The organism is Clostridium lundense DSM 17049 (genome assembly GCF_000619945.1).
Classification (GTDB): Bacteria; Bacillota; Clostridia; order Clostridiales; family Clostridiaceae; genus Clostridium_AO; species Clostridium_AO lundense.
The window spans coordinates 88,724-107,770 of sequence record NZ_JHVC01000014.1; the positions used below are offsets into that span (position 1 = coordinate 88,724).

25 protein-coding genes are annotated in these 19,047 nt (G+C 29.7%); 7 read left to right on the top strand and 18 right to left on the bottom strand.

Features of this window, described 5'->3' with window-relative positions:
* Nucleotides 1-119 precede the first annotated feature (119 nt).
* Entirely contained in the window at nucleotides 120-1,679 is a 1,560-nt protein-coding gene (locus tag T514_RS25820; RefSeq protein WP_051542077.1) for a cell wall-binding repeat-containing protein, read from the top strand.
* Between the two features lie 77 nt (nucleotides 1,680-1,756).
* Here the strand turns inward: T514_RS25820 and T514_RS0115850 are convergent, their stop codons facing one another.
* The 4 genes from T514_RS0115850 to T514_RS25825 form a co-directional block, all read right to left on the bottom strand.
* Nucleotides 1,757-1,954, bottom strand: coding sequence for a DUF4177 domain-containing protein (locus tag T514_RS0115850; RefSeq protein WP_034869355.1), 198 nt, complete (start codon nucleotides 1,952-1,954; stop codon nucleotides 1,757-1,759).
* Nucleotides 1,955-2,074: 120 nt separating this feature from the next.
* Entirely contained in the window at nucleotides 2,075-2,368 is a 294-nt protein-coding gene (locus T514_RS0115855) for a hypothetical protein (protein WP_027625665.1), read from the bottom strand.
* A gap of 33 nt (nucleotides 2,369-2,401) precedes the next feature.
* Nucleotides 2,402-2,692 (bottom strand): hypothetical protein, encoded by a 291-nt coding sequence (locus tag T514_RS0115860; RefSeq protein WP_027625666.1) that lies wholly within the window; start codon nucleotides 2,690-2,692, stop codon nucleotides 2,402-2,404.
* 60 nt (nucleotides 2,693-2,752) lie between these two features.
* On the bottom strand, nucleotides 2,753-3,151 hold the full coding sequence (locus T514_RS25825; protein WP_051542078.1) for a hypothetical protein: 399 nt from the start codon (nucleotides 3,149-3,151) through the stop codon (nucleotides 2,753-2,755).
* Nucleotides 3,152-3,573: 422 nt separating this feature from the next.
* Between T514_RS25825 and T514_RS0115870 the strand changes: the two genes are divergently transcribed.
* Entirely contained in the window at nucleotides 3,574-4,011 is a 438-nt protein-coding gene (locus tag T514_RS0115870) for a hypothetical protein (protein WP_027625667.1), read from the top strand.
* Between the two features lie 94 nt (nucleotides 4,012-4,105).
* Here the strand turns inward: T514_RS0115870 and T514_RS26225 are convergent, their stop codons facing one another.
* The 3 genes from T514_RS26225 to T514_RS0115885 all read right to left on the bottom strand — a co-directional run bounded on the left by T514_RS26225 (nucleotide 4,106) and on the right by T514_RS0115885 (nucleotide 5,020).
* The gene (locus T514_RS26225) at nucleotides 4,106-4,279 is read right to left on the bottom strand and encodes a YvrJ family protein (RefSeq protein ID WP_034869360.1); all 174 of its coding nucleotides are present in this window, start codon (nucleotides 4,277-4,279) and stop codon (nucleotides 4,106-4,108) included.
* Nucleotides 4,280-4,404: 125 nt separating this feature from the next.
* The gene (locus T514_RS0115880; protein ID WP_084284635.1) at nucleotides 4,405-4,626 is read right to left on the bottom strand and encodes a DUF2922 domain-containing protein; all 222 of its coding nucleotides are present in this window, start codon (nucleotides 4,624-4,626) and stop codon (nucleotides 4,405-4,407) included.
* Between the two features lie 172 nt (nucleotides 4,627-4,798).
* The gene (locus tag T514_RS0115885) at nucleotides 4,799-5,020 is read right to left on the bottom strand and encodes a DUF1659 domain-containing protein (protein ID WP_027625669.1); all 222 of its coding nucleotides are present in this window, start codon (nucleotides 5,018-5,020) and stop codon (nucleotides 4,799-4,801) included.
* Nucleotides 5,021-5,220: 200 nt separating this feature from the next.
* Here T514_RS0115885 and T514_RS0115890 point away from each other — a divergent pair, with 200 nt between their 5' ends.
* Genes T514_RS0115890 through T514_RS25835 form a run of 3 tightly spaced genes read left to right on the top strand, consistent with a single transcriptional unit; the run spans nucleotide 5,221 to nucleotide 6,743 of the window.
* On the top strand, nucleotides 5,221-5,706 hold the full coding sequence (locus T514_RS0115890; protein ID WP_027625670.1) for an RNA polymerase sigma factor: 486 nt from the start codon (nucleotides 5,221-5,223) through the stop codon (nucleotides 5,704-5,706).
* On the top strand, nucleotides 5,699-6,226 hold the full coding sequence (locus T514_RS25830; protein ID WP_051542079.1) for a zf-HC2 domain-containing protein: 528 nt from the start codon (nucleotides 5,699-5,701) through the stop codon (nucleotides 6,224-6,226). The genes T514_RS0115890 and T514_RS25830 overlap by 8 nt, the downstream gene beginning before the upstream one ends.
* Before the next feature lie 13 nt (nucleotides 6,227-6,239).
* Nucleotides 6,240-6,743 (top strand): zf-HC2 domain-containing protein, encoded by a 504-nt coding sequence (locus tag T514_RS25835; RefSeq protein ID WP_051542080.1) that lies wholly within the window; start codon nucleotides 6,240-6,242, stop codon nucleotides 6,741-6,743.
* A 72-nt stretch (nucleotides 6,744-6,815) separates the two neighbouring features.
* On the opposite strand, the gene T514_RS0115905 is transcribed toward T514_RS25835, so the two are convergent.
* From T514_RS0115905 to T514_RS0115955, 11 genes are all read right to left on the bottom strand, one after another.
* Nucleotides 6,816-7,145 (bottom strand): hypothetical protein, encoded by a 330-nt coding sequence (locus tag T514_RS0115905; protein WP_027625671.1) that lies wholly within the window; start codon nucleotides 7,143-7,145, stop codon nucleotides 6,816-6,818.
* A 286-nt stretch (nucleotides 7,146-7,431) separates the two neighbouring features.
* Nucleotides 7,432-7,677 (bottom strand): hypothetical protein, encoded by a 246-nt coding sequence (locus T514_RS0115910; protein ID WP_027625672.1) that lies wholly within the window; start codon nucleotides 7,675-7,677, stop codon nucleotides 7,432-7,434.
* Nucleotides 7,678-7,703: 26 nt separating this feature from the next.
* Entirely contained in the window at nucleotides 7,704-8,792 is a 1,089-nt protein-coding gene (locus T514_RS0115915; RefSeq protein WP_027625673.1) for a GerAB/ArcD/ProY family transporter, read from the bottom strand.
* 41 nt (nucleotides 8,793-8,833) lie between these two features.
* Nucleotides 8,834-9,994 (bottom strand): Ger(x)C family spore germination protein, encoded by a 1,161-nt coding sequence (locus T514_RS0115920; protein WP_027625674.1) that lies wholly within the window; start codon nucleotides 9,992-9,994, stop codon nucleotides 8,834-8,836.
* Nucleotides 9,995-9,999: 5 nt separating this feature from the next.
* The gene (locus T514_RS0115925) at nucleotides 10,000-11,631 is read right to left on the bottom strand and encodes a spore germination protein (protein ID WP_169735826.1); all 1,632 of its coding nucleotides are present in this window, start codon (nucleotides 11,629-11,631) and stop codon (nucleotides 10,000-10,002) included.
* A 358-nt stretch (nucleotides 11,632-11,989) separates the two neighbouring features.
* Nucleotides 11,990-12,103, bottom strand: a complete 114-nt coding sequence (locus T514_RS26725) for a MetS family NSS transporter small subunit (protein ID WP_156939965.1) — start codon at nucleotides 12,101-12,103, stop codon at nucleotides 11,990-11,992.
* 15 nt (nucleotides 12,104-12,118) lie between these two features.
* Nucleotides 12,119-13,612: a sodium-dependent transporter gene (locus T514_RS0115935; RefSeq protein ID WP_027625676.1), complete on the bottom strand. Its 1,494-nt coding sequence runs from the start codon at nucleotides 13,610-13,612 to the stop codon at nucleotides 12,119-12,121.
* 445 nt (nucleotides 13,613-14,057) lie between these two features.
* The gene (locus T514_RS27580; protein ID WP_278246529.1) at nucleotides 14,058-14,183 is read right to left on the bottom strand and encodes a MerR family DNA-binding transcriptional regulator; all 126 of its coding nucleotides are present in this window, start codon (nucleotides 14,181-14,183) and stop codon (nucleotides 14,058-14,060) included.
* Entirely contained in the window at nucleotides 14,167-15,087 is a 921-nt protein-coding gene (locus T514_RS0115945; protein WP_027625677.1) for a DUF2268 domain-containing putative Zn-dependent protease, read from the bottom strand. The genes T514_RS27580 and T514_RS0115945 overlap by 17 nt, the downstream gene beginning before the upstream one ends.
* Nucleotides 15,088-15,214: 127 nt before the next feature.
* Entirely contained in the window at nucleotides 15,215-16,120 is a 906-nt protein-coding gene (locus T514_RS0115950; RefSeq protein WP_027625678.1) for a PhzF family phenazine biosynthesis protein, read from the bottom strand.
* Nucleotides 16,121-16,164: 44 nt separating this feature from the next.
* A complete protein-coding gene (locus T514_RS0115955; protein WP_027625679.1) occupies nucleotides 16,165-16,602 on the bottom strand; it encodes a GNAT family N-acetyltransferase in 438 nt (145 codons plus the stop codon).
* Between the two features lie 477 nt (nucleotides 16,603-17,079).
* On the opposite strand from T514_RS0115955, the gene T514_RS0115960 reads away from it, so the two are divergent.
* Together T514_RS0115960 and T514_RS24765 are read left to right on the top strand one after the other, a co-directional pair.
* Nucleotides 17,080-17,760, top strand: coding sequence for a helix-turn-helix domain-containing protein (locus T514_RS0115960; RefSeq protein WP_027625680.1), 681 nt, complete (start codon nucleotides 17,080-17,082; stop codon nucleotides 17,758-17,760).
* Between the two features lie 5 nt (nucleotides 17,761-17,765).
* Nucleotides 17,766-18,395: an IS3 family transposase gene (locus T514_RS24765; RefSeq protein WP_278246532.1), complete on the top strand. Its 630-nt coding sequence runs from the start codon at nucleotides 17,766-17,768 to the stop codon at nucleotides 18,393-18,395.
* Nucleotides 18,396-19,047: the final 652 nt, after the last annotated feature.

Consider the following 19,047-nt stretch of genomic DNA (forward strand, 5'->3'; position numbering starts at 1 on the left):
GATCTCTATTTTTCTAACAAATATGCATTTTAAATATATGTCATTAATTGAAAAAAATTGAAATAGTTATATTTTTAGTATATAATATAGAAAAATAAAGTTAAAAAGGAGGACGAAAAATGCGTATTAAAAACTATGTTTTAAGTTTATTTATCATGGTGGTAATACTTTTTTCAATGGATCCAATTACTGTATTTGCTGATTCACCAATAACATCTACTGACTTTTATAGAGCTTATATTGATGTTAATATTGTAAAAAAAGCTAAAGAAAAAGGAATTATAGACCAAGAAATAGCTGACTATTTACACTCAAGTACAAATCCTATTGATGTTAAAGCAGCAGTTATTAATGCATTAGGTTGGACATGCGATGGTAAAAGTAATGCGAAATCCTATGTTAATTTCATATATTCAAGTGATATAGATAAACTAGACATAGATCCATTATCTGGAGATGAAATTTTTTGTATAAGCTATCTGATGGCTTTAGACGATTATTTTAATGTTAATGAGGCAGTGTCATTAATGGAAAAAGCTTATAAGAAAAACAATACTAGTTTCACAATTGCAATAATTAGAAGCATTATAAAAGGACAAGCTGTTATGAGCAACAATTGGGGAATGATTTGGACTAATACGTCAAGTGTTTTAAAGGATAAAACACTTGTGAAAGAAATGAGACAAGAAGCAATAGATATTATCGTAGAATATATGCAGTTATATGAAAAATATTCAACAGATACTACCATTACCACTAATAGGATATGGGGTTCTAATAGATATGATACATCAGCAAAAATATGTGAGCAAGGTTGGAATCAAAGTGATTATGTAGTAATAGCTTCAGGAGAAGACTTTCCTGATTCTTTAAGTGCAGCACCTTTGGCTAAAAAGTATAATGCACCAATATTGTTAAATGCTCATGACAGATTACTACCACAAGTGTCATCAGAGATAGATAGGCTACAAGCTAAACATGCTATATTGGTAGGCGGACTTGCGTCGCTATCATCAGAGGTAGAGAATGCTATAAAAACTAAAGGATTAGATACTGTTAGATTATCTGGTCAAACTAGATATGAAACATCTATAGAGATAGCAAAGAAAATAGGTACATCAAATGGTGTTATAGTAACTACTGGTGAGGATTATGCAGATGCTTTATCTATAGCACCTGTGGCAGGTAAATTACAGATGCCAATAATATTGGCACAAAAAGATATACTAAATTCAATGCAAAAGAAATTTATAGCAGAGAATACTATTCCTAAAACATATGTATTAGGGTATACAGATATAATAAGTGATGATGTTGCTTTAAAGTTTCCTAATGTGCAAAGAATAGTTGGCGAAAATAAATATGTAAGAAATTTAAATATTATAAATACATTTTCAAATGAAATTGATTTTAGCAAGCCAATTTTAGCTTCTAGTAAAAATTTTCCTGATGCCTTAAGTGGATCAGCTCTTGCAACTTTGAATAATAGTCCTATATTTTTAATCAGCAGTAGTTCATATAATGGTTATTTAGAGAGCTCAAATAATAGTTCTATATCAACTTTATTAGGAAACAATAATGTAGATACTTTATATACTTTAGGTGGAAATGCTAGCATAAGTGATGATACTTTAAATGACATAGTAAATAAAATAAAAGCGGTAAAAACTATAAAATGAAAAGTAAAAACTAATTCAAATTTCAATAATACAGTGTTCAGATAAATTGTTCGTTTTTTCAGTTGTTTCGTTAAATATTAAGATTGTTCATCATCATTCTTTTCGAATATTAAATCAAACGTTTTAGGCTGGCCGTTATTTCCATAGAATGATGTTGGTATTGAATTTGTAAATTTCCAACCATCTTTAGCATATTGGTCAATTAATTCTCTATGATTTGCATCAGAAAAAAAGCCCTTAGTTTTAGACTCAACATATAAATACTTAAAACCCATATCTACCACTTCAATATTTTTATTTTTCACTTTTCAATCTTAACTATTCACTAAAAATTGCGTTGTTTTTCATCTTGTCCAAGGGTCTTTGCCAGGCTTTGGTTGAGCTTATTAAAAATTTTAATGCTTAAATATTTTTTTAGAGTAAATTTTTAATATATTCACTGCATCGTCTAATACTTTAAATTCACCATAGTCTTTTAAATCAACAAATTTTTGAATTTGTTCTGTAAATATATATTTTTTACCACTGTTATTAACATACTCATATTCCGTTACACTATCATATCCATTTTTTATAGGATAAGCATTTATCTTACTTAATTTAAATCCATTAAATTCCCCTATTTTATCCTTTTTTCTATTACTAGGATAAGTTATAGAACCATTTAATATTTTGTTATAGGTATCCATATTAAAATTAGTTAGCAACTACAATTTGGTTAATTAATTGCCAAAACGTTTTCTTATAAAATTTGAAAATACTATACCTAAATATCCAAAAATTAATGTATATATAATAATACCTTGCACATAATCAAGATAAACTTCTGTTATTTTCATTCCACATTTAATACAACTGTATCCATAATATAGCAATACTTGTACTATGGATATAATACTTAAAACTAAAAGCTTATTTTTAATAAACCTTTTAAGCATCCATGCAGAAATAAAAATTAATACAGGTAGTGTTATAAAGAAAAATGCTGCAGAATTAAAAAATAACTCATACATAAAAATACCTCGAAACTAATCTATACTTTTTAATTTTTACTTATATATATAAATATTTTCTTATTTATAGTCCAACTCTTTATACAGATCATCTAAGTTATTAATAATATTACTATCTACTTCATACCAAGTACCATTAATGCTAATCTTATCTTTCAAAAAAGATATATCATAATCATTTTTACCACTGATTTTAATTAGGTATACCCAGCCTTTAAAAGGTTGATCGATTTTTTTTATTAATTTTATAGAATTAATAAAATCAACTATTTTTTTTATGTCTTTTTTTTCAGATAAAACCTTCTTTTTAGGAGGAGAAGGTAATTTTGCTATAGATATTTCTTCTATATAATTTTCATTTAGATGAATACTAGTTGGGTTTTGCTTATGAATTTTATAAAAATATAATGAAATTATTGAAACTAGTATTAGTGCTGTTACTATTAAAGATTTTTTCATTACTATAACTCCTTTTAAATTTAATATTAAGTTTGTCCAAGGCTTTGCACAGCCTGCCGGGCATTGTTAACTTGTGAAAAGTTTTCCTTTGCATAAAGAAAAAAAGAAATAAACTTAGGATTTTATACAAATGATTATTCAAATTATACCATATATTTTGAATATAGTGATTTGAAAGCACTTAAGAGGTTTCATAATGATAAGGGGCTTTTAGTAGATGAGATTATATAGGATATTTGTAAATAATACATTAGTAACTATATTCTAAGAACTATTATATAATATATTGTTAACATACTAATTACCTTTATTTATCATAGTAAAAAGCTATGTGCAAATTCACTGATATTCCATATGTTTCCAATATGATAATTTTAGTCAAATTAAATTGATTACAAATCGAACTAATAGGAGGGTATCTTGTGAAAATAATGAATAATAAATTGGTATCTCCCATAAAGCAGCTATTATTGCCTTTCTTAATTGTACTCACATGTATTTTTTATTTTAGCCGTATAATACCTAAAGATTTTTCATCACTTCTTCCGGGCTCCGATAGTATTATAAACGGTTGCATAATTAATAGTATTGGTCAGAAACCACTTGAGTTAGATGAGAATGATTTAATAAAGTTTCTAAGTATATTAAAAGACACGCAATATTATTACAATGGACATTATGGTGATACCCTTGTAGGAAATCTTTATCGCATAGAATTTTTAGAAAGAAATAATGGTTTGCAAAGTGTTGTATTAACTATGATTATTTCTGATGAGGATATCGCTTATATTGGGAACAAACAGTATAATATCCATTCAGAATCTATCTCTATTACAGATTTCTTACACAGTCTCTATTAACACATAATTTCCAACTCATTTTATAATTAAAAATATCACTTTATTTATTTTTCGTCATTATCTTTCAATACTAAAAAAGTGAGGCCCTCACTTTTTAATGAGTCCCCCACTTTTTTTGGTGTTCCATAATAGCTAGCATAGTTTTTGTAAATTCTGAAAAAGCTTTAGTTAAATCATCAAGCTTTTTTTCAAGTCTTACCAGAAGATATATGCTAACTGCTACTGGGAATCCTACATTACTTATAAGCATAATTAATTCGTCATACATAGTTCCCACCACCCCTTTTCAGAGTACAGAGTACAGTTGACAGAGTACAGTTATTATAAAGAAAGAATTTTCGCCATAAGCAAAAATTCTCTCTTCAATCTATACTCTATGCTCCATTATCTAAACTAAGCTGTATAAATTTCATTAACAGATTTGTCTTCTATTTCTGCTGATATTTTAGCAACTAACGGAGCCTTTAAATCAAACACCTGGCTCTTTTCCAGTATAAGATCCATTAAGGCTACTACTTCTTCCTTTGTTATATCTTCTTTTATTTCAGTAATAGAAATAGGTACTTTATTGTCTAAGCTGTCCTTAAATCTCATAATTAATTTCTTTTCCATCATTTATTCCTCCTTTAGGCACATTAAAATAAATAAGAAGTCAAAGATGCGACGGATATTTTGTATCAGACAAGGAAGCAGGTTCCACTGCTAGTAGAGCTATCAGTGGGTTCTGATGACGCAGTATGATGCAAAATAGCCTAGCATACTGACTTATTTATTTTTTAAATGTGCCTTAACCTAATAATGTACTCTTATCAATTCTTCTTATTGATAGCATGTCATACATAAGTACTTCTGATATAGCCTTTCCTACAGCAAACAAGTCTTCATCTGTTGCCTTTCTGCTTATTTTAGATATTGACTTATTTTTAATTTTGTCATTTCCCTTCTCGTCTTCCCCAACTTTTAATTCTAGAACTAACCCAGTGCCATACTTACTTGATATAACAGCCATGTTAACCCCTCCTTTATTTTGTTTTCACCTCTATATATGACCTTACTAGTATAATTGCAGTGAAATAATAAAATATTTTTTGTAACGAAATTACTAAAATACTGATATATATTATAGGAGGTACCAACAATTGTTAAAAAGTTATTAAAGTTTCTGACTTTAGTTAGTATTTATTATGATTTTAAAAACCAGATTAAATAGTGCAAAGTATAGAAGAAATTTATAGAGAACAGGCACAAACAGTATATCGTTTCTTGTACAGTTATATACATGATGCAGATTTATCAGAAGAACTAACACAAGAAACTTTTGTAAGGGCAATGAAATCTCTTCATAAATACAATGGAAAATGTAAAATTTCAGTTTGGCTTTGTCAGATTGCAAAACATGTTTTGTATCAAGAATTGGAGAAGAAAAATAAAAATAAGACAACAACCCTTGATGAGAATATGGACTTTAGTACATATTCTACAGAAGAATTAATTATTTCATCAGAAAGTAAGAAAGAAATTTATAAAATGGTACAATCACTAGATAATACTACTAGGGAAGTTATGTACCTTAGATTTACGGGAGACTTGAGCTTTAAAGAGATTGGAGAAATACTTAATAAAACAGAAAATTGGGCTAGAGTTACTTTTTTTAGGGGAAAATCAAAAATTATAAGGAGGATGAAAAATGAATAGTGATTTATCATGTAACACCATAAAAGATCTATTACCTATATATTTTGATGGAATTGCAAGTGAAGAAACTAATATATGTGTAAAAAAACATTTAAGTGAATGTAAGTCATGCCAAAGTGAATATAAAAAGCTTTGTGAAACTCCAGAAAAAAGCGGACAAATGCTTAAGAATGAAACTACCTCTATAAAGATATTACGAAAAAAATTAATTACTTGGTTCATTACAGTTATTATACTTGGAATTCTTTTAATTGGTATAGCTATGTTTTCATATTCTTATAAATCAATGCGCAGTCCTTCAATAGAGGAAATAATATCAGTATTACCTATGTATATAGGCATATACCTTTTTCCTTTATTTGGAACTTTTGTAGCTATCCTATGGAGAAAAACCATTCCTAAAAAAGAAAATACCTTTTGGCCCAATGTTATTATCTCATTTTTAGGAATATGGATTATATTTCAAGTGGCATTCCTATTATGGCGCTTTTTTTCCATAATAAGAGTCTTTTTTATATAAGGAGGTTACAGTTATGAAAAAAACTATATCCTGTGAAATTATTCAAGATTTATTACCAAATTATATTGAAGGTATACTCAGTAACGAAAGTGAAAAATTAGTCAGTGAGCATCTTCATAAATGTGTTTACTGTAAAAAAGAATGGGAGAATATGAATACATTAATTGAAGTGAATCCTGTTGAAGAAAGAAAAGTAGATTATTTAAAAGGGATACATAAGAGATTTAGAAATATTTTTCTTGCTTGCATTATTCTTAGTGCTATTACTTTTTTAATTGGTGTATTTTATAGTGAAAAAAATACTGACGAAGCTTTATGGACACTATTTTTATCCTTTTTTGTTTTTGTAGTTATGCTTATAAAATTTGGATTCCCATTATTTTTTGCAGTGGCAAGTTTTTTTGGGTATAAAAAAACAAAGAATAAATGGATTTTGATTATTACTGTTATATTTATTTACTTGTTTTTTGATTCAATATCTTTTGTAATAAAAAATATACTTATTTACGGACATTAAAAGTTGTTAATAAAGCTGCTACGCTCCTGAGTAAGTTCTTCTCCTAAAGGATACGGATTTATAAGAACTCTCTTAATAAGGTTCAGATGGAGGAAGTAGCTCTTCTAAATCTTCTTCAATGCCTTCGTCATCATAAAATGAACCTTTACCTTCTTCTGGTTGTGCTAAATATCCTATTTTATCTGTTTTAATATTATCATCTATCTCATTTGTTTCATGATTTTTTATACTATTTTTAGAATATATTTCACTAGCTACAATAATGCCCCCTGTTACTATAGTAATAATAGCCATAGCAAAACTAACGCCAAATGAAACTGGTATTCTAAAACAAACATAAGCACTTATTATAATAATTATTGTTCCAATAAAAAGAAATACCTTGTTTGAAAATGACTTCATCATAAAACCTCCCTATTTATATCTTACACATTATATACATCCATAAGTTATAATTTTCGTAATAAAAGGCAAAAAAGAAGTGTTAACTAATTTAACACCTAATTATGCTTTCTTCACATCAACATTATAACCCATAATTTAATTATATTATATATCCAATGGAAATACTTCTAGAAAAATGTAAAAAGCTCCAGATAATAAAATATTTAATCTGAAGCTTTTATTTTTAATTGTTCACTCTCCTCCCGAGTATCGTTGCAAAGCCTAGGCTGACCTTTATATAAACTTATTGAACTGGTTCTCCTGGTACAAAAAGCCTTACTATTTTTTCAAAAACCATTGCAGGACTAATTATTTCTACACCACTAATTAAAAGTATGCTAACAATTAAATTTATAGCAATTATAGAAAAATAAACCGTCATAGCCTTTTGTGGATTACTTGCATTCAATAAATCCCGAAAATCAACCAACACTATGATTATTAAAATAAAGATCACTCCAAATATTTTGATACCAGCATTATCAGACATTCTTTCATACAACTCCTCTTATCCATTTAAATCTTTTCACTTGATTTTTTCTTATTCAACGAAATAATCATAATAATAAATGGAATAATTATTTGAAAAGGTATAGCCAAGTAGACATAGACTTCTGATACACTAGCAAAAAACTGAAAAATATCGTGATAATTCCACATACATAAAATAAGTAACAATAAAGCCATAGGAAATACGAATGGTCTATGATCATTCAAATTTAACATTTGAGCAACTCCCTTTGTTGAAGCATATAGATAAGTTGATGATTCCGCACTGCTTCCAATTATTAAATTAATAGCAATAAGTGGTGAAATATTCATAGGATCAGGTATTAATTCCGATGATGTCTGGGCAGGGAAAGTTAAGTTTTCTAATAGATTAGGTCCTAGAACCATTATGTCACGCAATACAGTAATAAATATAATAGTTCCTCCTATCATCATGGCTGAGAAAGCAGCTTTTTTTATATTTTCATTATTATTAACATTATCATAAATCATCATAAAAACTACTAATTCTCCAAAAGGAAATGCAACTGTAGATAAGCTACTCTTGAAAATAGGATACCATCCACTCTCTAACATAGGAAGAATATTCATAAACTGTATATGTGGTATTAATAATAAAGACACCATTATAACAAAAAAAACAAATATAAAAACAAGTATTCCATATACTCTAGCTATAATTTCTGGACCGCCTCTAACTGCGAAGGAAACTAAAAAAACTAATGATGCCATAATAAAAATAATAGGAGTATCAGGATAGTTTACAATATATATATACTCCCCAAACTCTCTTACAATTAAAGAATTAGCATACATAAAGTAAACAATATAAAAGATCCCCAACATAGTTCCTAAATATTTACCAAAACAATCCTTTAAAATCTCAATAATAGTTTTAGATGGGTTTAATTTAATTATTTTCATATACATTAACATTATAAAAATTCCGAAAATCCAGCCAATACCAAATCCTATCCAACTATCCTGCCCTGCACCATTACCTACCGCAGGATTTACAATAGACATATCTCCAAAAGTAAAAGTTAACATCCATAAAAATAATTGAAAAGCTGATATTTTTCTTAACTTCTTCATATATCTTCTCCAATCAAAAATATATATCTAAATATTCATTATCATATATGCTTCTTTATGAAACCCATCTCCTTATTTTTATATTGTACTTTTATTTCTACAGGCAAATCACAAAATATATCATTCCAATTATTTTTAACTTCTGTCCAATAATTTAAATTTTTACTATGAATAATTTTGTGAAAACCAAAAATATCAATTTGTAAATTTTGTTGCGCATTCTTTATTGTCTTATCAACTACTTTTTTAATTTCTTTTGAAGTTTCTTCTTCTAAAGCTCTAATTTGATTCGCTGAAGTTAGATCTCCCTTTCCATGTTGTTCTACCATTTTTCCCTCTGCCTGTACTTCCACAGAAAGTACAGGTTTGCCATTACTAAATAATACATTTTTTTTAGTCACAGATTTAGTAATTTCTACTGTCACATTTTCATCAGAATTTATTGGGTTTTGTACATTTATGATTGGGTTTTTAAATTTATTATCTACAATTAAAAAACCATAAGTCTCACTTGCATTTAACCACCCAACTAATTTATCCTTTTTAAAAACTGCAGCTCCTGTAAAATCTAAATTTGCTGTTGTCAACTTTTTATTTACTTCTGAAACTTTCACCATGCCAATTATAGAATTCCCTTCTCCAGCAACATTTAATATTAAATCATGCATAGTCATTTTTCTTATGGATGCTAATCTATCAGTATTTTTTACCGTTTGAATTATTTCCAAAGAAGACGCATCTGCTTGTTCTGGCTCTATATCAAGTACCACTTTAGGTTTTATTCCTTTTGAAATAAGTACAATTTCTCTTTTATCTATTTCATGAACTCTCTGAAAAAAATCTAAAATATCATCTACACCCTCTTCAGCAAGTTTTTCTCCAATAATCATCACTTGAATATTGGAATAATTCAATTTCTTATTCACCTTTGCTAATAAATTTCTATTTGCTTCAAATGCAGTGCTTCCTTGAGCAGACAGTGAACGCCATGTTTTATTCTTACCACCTTGTTTTCCCCCTTCATCTGAAGTTGGTTCAATTAACTGTACGGTAATTTCTATTTCATCATTTTCTAATTTCTCAAGACCAACCCCTACAACTATTCCTAGTTCCGTTAACTCCCTGTTATTCCAACAACCAGAAAGAACAAAGAACATTAAACAAATTATAAATAATTTTATTTTTTTTGTGCCATATAACATATTCCTCATTCTTCTTTCTTAGGAAAATTATTTTTTGATTTGTCTTTTACATTGTCTATTTTCTTACGAAAATTATTTTTTACTCTGTACTTTACATTATTCATTTTTCCCCAAGTTAAAGACCTTGGTCTAGTAAGCATAGCCCATAATGGTACACGAACCACTGTATCCTTTAATTCCGTTCTACTAAATGATGAAAATGGAGATAAATAAGGAACATCAAAAGATCTTATTGAGCTTAAATGAATTAGGAGCATAATATTCACAATCATAATTCCTAATAGACCCATGAAATTAGATACAACTAATAATATTAATCGTATAATTGGGATAGTTCCCAATAAAGAACCTGAAATAAAGCCACCAATGGCTGTAATAGCAGTAACAATAACCATAGGAGTACTAACTAAACCTGCTTGCACTGCAGATTGACCAAGGACCAAAGCTCCAACGAAGCTAACTGTTGAACCTGCTGGTCTAGGCATTCTTATCCCCGATTCTCGTAATATCTCAAATATCAATAACATTAAAAATGATTCAGTAAAAGCGGAATAAGGAACCTTCTCCCTTGACGAAACTATAGTTAATAACAACTTAAAAGGTATAACTTCTTGATGAAAAGAAATCAAAGCAAGATACATAGCAGGTAAGTTTATAGAAATAAACAAGCCAATAATCCTAATCACTCTATAAAAAGTAGCAACAAGTGGCTTAACATAATAATCTTCTGCAGTCTGAATTGATTCAATCAATAGATATGGAACAGTTAAAACAAATGGACTACCATCACAAAGAACAGCTACCCTACCTTCTAAAAGCTTTGCACAAATAACATCTGGCTTTTCATATGCTCCAACAGTTGGAAACACACTAAAGGGAGCATCTTCAATAAACTCTTCTAAATAACTAGATTCTAATATTGCATCAGTATCAATTTTATTTAATCTGTTCCGTAGAGTTTCTATAATCTGTTCATTGGTAATTCCTTTAATATAACATATTGTAACTGTTGTACTTGTCTGTTGTCCTATAGTTATATCCTCAAATTTTAAATTAGGATTTTTAATTATTCTACGCACCATAACTTTATTATTACTCAAAAGCTCAGTAAAACCTTCTCTTGGTCCACGAATAACAGCGTCTGTTAAAGGTTCAGTAATATTTCTGGATTTTATTTCCACCAAATTTATATTTAATGCAACTGTGGCACCATCTATATATAAGATGACATTACCCTCTAGGGTTTTATTCACAATTTGTTGAAAATCCTTTATCTCCTCAATCTGACTACAAGTTAAAACATTTTTTTTAAGAATATTTATAGTACTATCCTTTGATGTAAGTTCTTCTTGAAAATATACACCAACATTCTCATCCATTACAGGCTTCAAAATATTTTCATTAAGTAAATTTATATTAACCATTCCATCAATATATATAATCAACATAGTTGTATTAAGTTCACTACACAAAGTAACCTCTCTCATAATAAAATCATTAGTACCAGAAAATACTCCATTCAATTTTTCTTTAACCTGTACAATAGATTCTGGAATAGGTTCAATCCGCTTGCTAGCTTTAGTTTTTGAAGAATAGTTTAATGAATTAAATACTCTATTTGAATTATTATATTTCATTTTTGTGAGCAGCTTTTTTAACATACCTTACTCCTGTCATATATTTATTGGATCATTAGGGCATTAATGTTTATTTTTCTCAATACAAAATAATTTATTCTCACTTTAAGACTTTACACAACACAATTTAAAAAAAGTGAGAAACTTCACTTTCTCATGAGTTTCTCACTTCTTTTGGTGTTCCACAACAGTAATTAAAATTATTAATATTATAGCCTATGATTTAATTATGTTATATATAATAATGCCAATACTCTAAAACATTGCTAGAAAAATGTAAAAAGCTTCAGATAATAAAATATTTAATCTGAAGCTTTTTTACTTATTATTTTTACAACATTTTTAATAAAGCTTACTATTAGTTATTTTCTGAATAACTATCTTCTTTCATTGAAATTATTATAGTAGTCAGAAGTCCTCCCCAAAGTACTGTTGCACCTATACTAAAAAATATCATTGCACTTAATGTCATTTTTGTCACACACCTTTACTCATTTTTTAAATTAATATTATCTATCCATGGTTGTTTGCTTATTAATATTGCCCCGGTAATTCCTATAAAAATAACTCCCCATCCATAAACAAACAAAGCTGACAAATTGTATCCACCATAAGGTTTATACATTTCTGTAATGAAACTTTGTACCAAAATGAAACTTAAGATAATTGGGTTTATATATTTAATAATTACATCCCACCATTTTCCTATTCTATAATAAGATACTGAATTTGTATGTTCACGAATTGTTTTAGTTTTTACAATCCATCCTACTAAAATAGTTTCTAATAATCCAACTACAACTATTCCATAATTATTAATAAAGTTATCCATAATATCCAATAGGTATAATCCTGCCCTAGTTGCGAAAGAAATACTTATAATAAATCCAACTATCAAAAGTCCTGTTACTACTTTTTTACGTTCCCATCCTGTTTTATCTATTATAGCTGAAGAGATTGCTTCAACTAAGGATACTGCTGATGTTAAGCCTGCAAATATCAAGCAAGTAAAGAATAATACCCCTATTATATTTCCCCATGTGCCCATTACTGAAAATACTTTAGGAAATGCTATAAATGCAAGTCCTATTCCACCAGATACAACTTTATCAACGGATACCCCTTGATTTGTTGCCATGAATCCAAGTATTGCGAAAACCCCTATTGCAGATAAAAATTCAAATCCACAGTTGGCAAAAGCAGTCATAAATGCACTATTATTTATATCTGTTTTTTTAGGAAGATAACTGGAATAAGTCATCATAATTCCTGTAGCTATACTCAATGAAAAAAATACTTGTCCATATGCTGCAATCCAAACTTTAGGATCTTTAACTTTTTCCCAATCAGGTGTAAACAATGTGTTTAAGCCCAAAGAAGCACCTTCTAAAGTTACTCCTTTTATTACTATAATTATCATTATTATAAATAGAACTGGTAATAATACTTTGCTTAATTTTTCAATTCCAGCCTTTATTCCTTTATAACATATAAACCAGTTAATCAACCAAATTAAAGTTATTCCTACTAGTATTGGAATGACTATGCCTCCAAATTCAAAAGGTGATGATGATAACTTTAATACTTCATTATAAAAATAACCATTAGTGTCATTTCCCCATAATTTTTTAAAACTCAATGTTAAGTACTTCATAGACAAACTTAAAATCATTGAATAATATGATAAAATTATAACTGCACTAATTACAGGCCACCAACCAAGCCATTCCCATTTTTTATTTGCCCTTGCTATTGCTAGTGGTGTTGAGCCCCTAAATTTATGTCCCATTCCATATTCAAGAATTAACAAAGGTATTCCCGCTGTGAATATGGCGAAAAAATATGGTATTAAGAAAGCTCCACCTCCATTTGAATAAGCCACATAAGGAAATCTCCATATATTACCTAATCCTACAGCAGAACCAATAGCTGCAAGTAGGAACCCTGCTTTTGTCCCCCATTGTTCTCTAGATTCTTTCATTTCTATTCCTCCCAAAGATCTATTTGAATTTTTCAAATATTAATATTTATCCATAAATAAAAAAGCCCCATAGTTTATACTATGAGACTCTTTTTTACCTAGGATATTAAAAAAGTCCCATAGTTTTATCTATGGGACTCCATTTATTTCAACACAAATAATTAGCCACCATAGATGCAAAGCGCCTGCTTCGGCGATTGCATCTATAGTAGTATATAACGTATCTATATCTGCAATCGCTATCTTAAGTTAGCTAATAAGAGTAGATTATTCAATTTTGAAATAAACATATTTACTTTAATATTCATGATAATCCTCCTCTTGGTAATTTTATGTTATGATAACATACTATTTTAACGATGTCAAATATGATGTTAAAAATAATTATGGATTTTTTATACTTTCACGTAATAAGTATTCTATCAATTTCCCTCTATCACTAGGATTAAGAATGAATTCTGATGCAATTGCTATTACTAGATCTTTTTCTGTCATCATAATAGTGTAATGCCCTTATAGTAATGCCTGTTAGCTTTGCTATTTCATTTACAGTTTTAAGCTGTCTCTTCATCCCAAAAATCCTCTATTTCTTTCATAATTTCAATTGCAGGTGTTAAAGTAGCTTCCACTATTGATTTTCCAGTCTTTTTTAGATAATGCTTTATCATATAATAACCACATGCATAACCTGCACAATAAGGCATACCTTCTGAAAAATATCCTTGTAGCTGTGCAAGCTCATCACCCCAAAGGTAGGCTGATATATTCTCGAAGCCTGTTGCACCTAATGCATCCTTAATCAATGGCTTGATATAATTGTTAAGGGTATTTATATTAGTTTTGCTTACCCAAGGTCCAACCAAATCTTCACCAAACATTGAGGTTGCAAAATTCTCAGCAAGTCCTTCTATAATCATCATTTCTCCTAATGTAATATCATTCCTCCACTTCTCAAACTGAAAACGCACATTATGATTACATTCATGAGCCAAAGCAACAGGAATTCTTCTGATAGTATATTCATTTGGAACAAGGGCTACCATAATATATCCAGGAATTCCTCCATCTCCAAGGTAACCATCACTCAAAGATATGTATGGACTTTCAGGGTTCCCAAGCATGATAGAAAACATATAATCTTTTACTGGTAATTCGTATCCTGCTTTTGTAAAACACTCCAAGGAATTTTCAATAGTTAATTTACAGGTTTGCCATAAAGCATCCTTTAAAATTAAATCAATGCTTTCTCTTTGAGTCTCATCTACCTTTGATGGTGGTAAAAACCCAAGCATACTACTTGCCATAACTACATCATAACCACCCTTTTTTGAGGATTTAAGAGGCACATTAATACATGACCACTTAAATTCAAAAGGTTTCGCTATTTCATAACGATAAATATCATCTCGTTTTTCCTTTGGTAAATTCATCATTTTTTTGTAAATTTGATCTGAACGTAATAGTGTAATATTCATATTCCCATCTCCTTGTAATATCAATATACACTATTCCGCAACGTGGAAGTCAATACATTTGGCTAAATAAATTTGACATAGTAAACTCTTATAGTTTTCATACTCTGACGCTCTAAAAACTTTGCATTTATAGATTACTTACAATAAAATCACCTTCAATTATCACTTTACCTGTACCGCCGATTTGTACTCCTATATCCTCACCAATCTTGCAAGCATATATATTGATTGCACATGGAGATTTTATTATATATCCCTGTTCAGCATTTATTGATATACTCTTTCTATCAATATAATAGTTACTTAACAAATATGCACCTAATGCAGCATTTCCAATTCCACATGCTGCATCTTCAATACCCTCTCTTGGACATATATTTCTTGTATGTATATCAAATATATCATCTTTAGTTTCAAAACAAAACGCCTGTACTTCTCTTACGCCAATAAAATCACATAAGCTTTTTAGTTCACTTATGTTTCTTTTAATTTTCATTAATCCATTAAAAGATTTTATAGGAACAACCAAGTGACCTAATCCAGTATTAATACATTGTATTGGTAAATTACTCATTATATCATCTTCACAAATCTCTAAAACCTCAGCTATTTTATTCTTATCCTGAATTACTAGTCTAAACTTTGGTTTTTGTTGTTTCAATTTAACAAAAATATCTTCGCCATTCTGCTGAACAGTAACTTCTTTTAATCCATCTCTTGTATTAACTAAATATTTATCTTTCATTATAGGATTTATTTTTTCTTCTTTTACAAGGGCAATAAATGCAGCAACTGTAGGATGTCCTGCAATTGAAACTTCCCTTTGTGGAGTAAAATATCTAATATTAAAATCTATCCCTTGTTCTTTACTCTCATCAATAAATACTGTTTCAATTAAATTAAGTTGACGAGCAATACTTTGTATAACATCCTCATCTAACTCACCACTATTAATAAATATAGCTGCTGCATTTCCACCCCGCCCATTATATGTGAAACTATTTATAACTAAAAATTTCTTAATTATGTCCATATTATATCTGCTCCTTGGCATAAATTTAATATTCTTACTTCTACCTATAAGTATTTTTTAAACCCTCGAACAACATCTTTAGCATATCCAATTGATTCATAAAATTTATGAGCATTTTTTCTGCTAAAAGCTGATACAAGCATGGTGAAGTAACAGTTCCTTGTCCTAGCAAACTCTTCAATGAAATTCATTAGTCCCTTTCCAATCCCCATTTTTCTATAGTCACTTTTAACAATGACATTTTCAATAACTAGAAATGGCTTACACTCACCAACAAGATCTTTACAAACAATTCCAAGCAATGAACCAACTAAATTCCCGTTATCATCCTTTGCTCCAATTAATAAATAATCTTTATTCGAATTAATCCAATCAAAGTTTTTATTGAATTTTTGTAAGTTTGTTTTTGTTCCTGAAAGTTCTTCGTATAGGATTGCCAAGTCATCTAGATCATCATATGTTATTTTTCCTATAGTAATCATATTTACTCAACCCCCCACCATATTCAATTTACTGGATTATGCCTTCCAATAATATTATAGTCTAATTTTTTACAATGTTTATTGCTTTTATTGCTATAAACATTGTAAAAAATGCTTTAATACATAAGCCTTAACTTCTGATCAGTATGGAAACACAATATTAAAATCAAATTCTACTGGTAGAAATAATTCTAATATTACTCCAGTTTCTATAGGTTCAGCAGGAGGATGGATTTATCGTATTGGTGGATTTGATTTTATATGGTTAATTATTAATGATAATGAAATTTTGAATAAAGCTCATTCAATTAAAATAATACTCGAGGAAAAACTGTATTTTTCATCTTATCTCCCAATTCCTTCGCCATATATTTGAATTGCGCACTAAAAAATACCGCATATTAATCATTGATATGCTCCCTTTAAAGTAGACAGATTAAAAAATAAAAATCTGTTACTGGAAAGGGGAGTATTTTTTTGTCTGGAAGAACTAAATATACAGCAGAGGAAAAGTACGAAATTTTAATGGATTATGAGAGTGGAACTAGCTCAATACAAGAACTCTGCATTAATTACAGTATTAGTGCCTATGCTTTTTATAAGTGGAGATACAACTACGAGAAGTATGGAGTAGATGGATTGAGAGAGTCGAAAACTTACAAGAAATATTCAAGAGAACTAAAGGAACAAGTTGTTCTTGAATATCTCTCTGGAAAATACTCACAAAGAGAACTTGTGAATAAATATGGATTAACAGATAAATCAGTGTTGAAAAGATGGATAAACAATTATAATAGTCATAGAGAAGTAACGGCAATACCGAAAGGAATGAGAAAATCTATGGCAAAAGGAAGAAGTACGTCTTTTAGAGAAAAAATTGAAATTGTACAGTACTGTATTGATCATAAAAATAACTATCAGCATACTGCTGAGATGCATAATGTTTCTTATCAGCAAGTATATCAATGGGTTAAAAAATATGAATCTGGTGGAGAAAATGCACTTCAGTATAGACGTGGTAAGAAGAATGAAACTGAGCTTACACCCGAAGAGAAAATAAAACTTGAAATGAAAAGGCTTGAGGCTGAAAATGAAAAATTAAGGGCGGAGAATGCATTCCTAAAAAAATTGGAGGGACTAGAAAGGAGGCGGTATTAAGCCGTATAAGACAAGAAAATAAGTATATCGCGATTTCAATGCTCCATGAAAAAGAGAAGTTCTCTGTATCTTTATTATGCGAAATAGCAATGATTCCACGCTCTTCATACTATAAGTGGACAAAGCGTGAAAAAAGCGTTCAAGAGACTGAAAACACGATGTTAACTGCAGAAATTGTTAAAATCTATGATGAAGTAGATGGTATCTATGATTATCGAAGAATGACTTTGAACTTAAATCATAGGCTAAATAAAAACTTTAACTATAAACGCATCTATCGACTTATGAGACTGGCATCGTTACAATCTGTAATTCGCAGAAAGAAGAAACGTTATGTCAAGTCTGCTCCGCAGCAGGTAGCAGAAAATTTACTAAATCGTACGTTTTCAGCCGATAGGCTGAATCAGAAGTGGCTTACTGATGTTACTGAGTTAAAATACGGTAACTCTCAGAAGGCCTATTTAAGTGCCATTTTTGATCTATATGACAACTCTATTGTCGCATATGTTCTTGGCCATTCTAACAATAATGATCTTGTTTTTAGTAACTTAGACCTAGCCTTATCGGCTAATCCGGGCGCAAGCCCTATGCTTCATAGCGATCGTGGTTTTCAAGTGCGACAAGAAGTCGCGTAATATATTGTCATAAGACTACCCTATCCATTCGGGGTAACTCTATCGTGACTAGCGTGAACAGTAACGTTCGGGTTAGAAAGCTCACGAGACAATGTGGAAGTTCGAATAGCCTAAATTGGGACAACTGCTAGAGTAAGAATGCTATGGGGAACGTAAAGTGAATCATTGTAGGAATCGTTACGCTGAAGAAAGCGAAATAGGCTGAAACGCTTTGACCAAAATGGTGAGGAGTTGAGCAAAGGCGAACTGTTAAACCAATGCGAATGGATAAAGAACTCCCGGTTTAAAGATGACTCCTAAGGCATTCATAATTATGTATTATGTGGAACTTGGTAAACCCTATATGTTCCTCTACAAAGAGGTATCTAACCGTAAGGAGCGAAATGACATAGAGGGCAGAAGAAAAGGATAAAAAGCGAATGCTGATTTTGTAATGAAAACAGATAAGGGTTCAAACTTTGCCCTAACCCGAAAGGGTGCAGACTTATCCTATGGTATTTCTTAGTAGGAAAGGATTATAAACTTATGAATTTTAGTAACTCAACGACGGATAAAACCGAGAGGCTAAAAAACACAAAATCACTTACCTTTCAATGGGAAACCATTGACTGGAAACAAGTTGAATATGATGTTAATAGGCTACAAACCCGAA

Bases quoted from the DNA above. Each gene is read 5' to 3' on its own strand.
- T514_RS25835 (WP_051542080.1), top strand. From the start codon at position 6,240: ATGAAAAAAACTATATCCTGTGAAATTATTCAAGATTTATTACCAAAT.
- T514_RS0115915 (WP_027625673.1), bottom strand. From the start codon at position 8,792: ATGAAGAAGTTAAGAAAAATATCAGCTTTTCAATTATTTTTATGGATG.
- T514_RS0115880 (WP_084284635.1), bottom strand. From the start codon at position 4,626: ATGATGGAAAAGAAATTAATTATGAGATTTAAGGACAGCTTAGACAAT.
- T514_RS0115860 (WP_027625666.1), bottom strand. From the start codon at position 2,692: ATGTATGAGTTATTTTTTAATTCTGCAGCATTTTTCTTTATAACACTA.
- T514_RS0115905 (WP_027625671.1), bottom strand. From the start codon at position 7,145: ATGAAGTCATTTTCAAACAAGGTATTTCTTTTTATTGGAACAATAATT.
- T514_RS0115945 (WP_027625677.1), bottom strand. From the start codon at position 15,087: ATGAATATTACACTATTACGTTCAGATCAAATTTACAAAAAAATGATG.
- T514_RS25830 (WP_051542079.1), top strand. From the start codon at position 5,699: ATGAATAGTGATTTATCATGTAACACCATAAAAGATCTATTACCTATA.
- T514_RS25820 (WP_051542077.1), top strand. From the start codon at position 120: ATGCGTATTAAAAACTATGTTTTAAGTTTATTTATCATGGTGGTAATA.
- T514_RS0115950 (WP_027625678.1), bottom strand. From the start codon at position 16,120: ATGGACATAATTAAGAAATTTTTAGTTATAAATAGTTTCACATATAAT.
- T514_RS26725 (WP_156939965.1), bottom strand. From the start codon at position 12,103: ATGACATTAAGTGCAATGATATTTTTTAGTATAGGTGCAACAGTACTT.
- T514_RS26225 (WP_034869360.1), bottom strand. From the start codon at position 4,279: ATGTATGACGAATTAATTATGCTTATAAGTAATGTAGGATTCCCAGTA.
- T514_RS0115955 (WP_027625679.1), bottom strand. From the start codon at position 16,602: ATGATTACTATAGGAAAAATAACATATGATGATCTAGATGACTTGGCA.
- T514_RS27580 (WP_278246529.1), bottom strand. From the start codon at position 14,183: ATGAAGAGACAGCTTAAAACTGTAAATGAAATAGCAAAGCTAACAGGC.
- T514_RS0115920 (WP_027625674.1), bottom strand. From the start codon at position 9,994: ATGTTATATGGCACAAAAAAAATAAAATTATTTATAATTTGTTTAATG.
- T514_RS0115910 (WP_027625672.1), bottom strand. From the start codon at position 7,677: ATGTCTGATAATGCTGGTATCAAAATATTTGGAGTGATCTTTATTTTA.
- T514_RS0115885 (WP_027625669.1), bottom strand. From the start codon at position 5,020: ATGGCTGTTATATCAAGTAAGTATGGCACTGGGTTAGTTCTAGAATTA.
- T514_RS0115855 (WP_027625665.1), bottom strand. From the start codon at position 2,368: ATGGATACCTATAACAAAATATTAAATGGTTCTATAACTTATCCTAGT.
- T514_RS0115935 (WP_027625676.1), bottom strand. From the start codon at position 13,612: ATGAAAGAATCTAGAGAACAATGGGGGACAAAAGCAGGGTTCCTACTT.
- T514_RS0115925 (WP_169735826.1), bottom strand. From the start codon at position 11,631: ATGAAATATAATAATTCAAATAGAGTATTTAATTCATTAAACTATTCT.
- T514_RS25825 (WP_051542078.1), bottom strand. From the start codon at position 3,151: ATGAAAAAATCTTTAATAGTAACAGCACTAATACTAGTTTCAATAATT.
- T514_RS0115850 (WP_034869355.1), bottom strand. From the start codon at position 1,954: ATGGGTTTTAAGTATTTATATGTTGAGTCTAAAACTAAGGGCTTTTTT.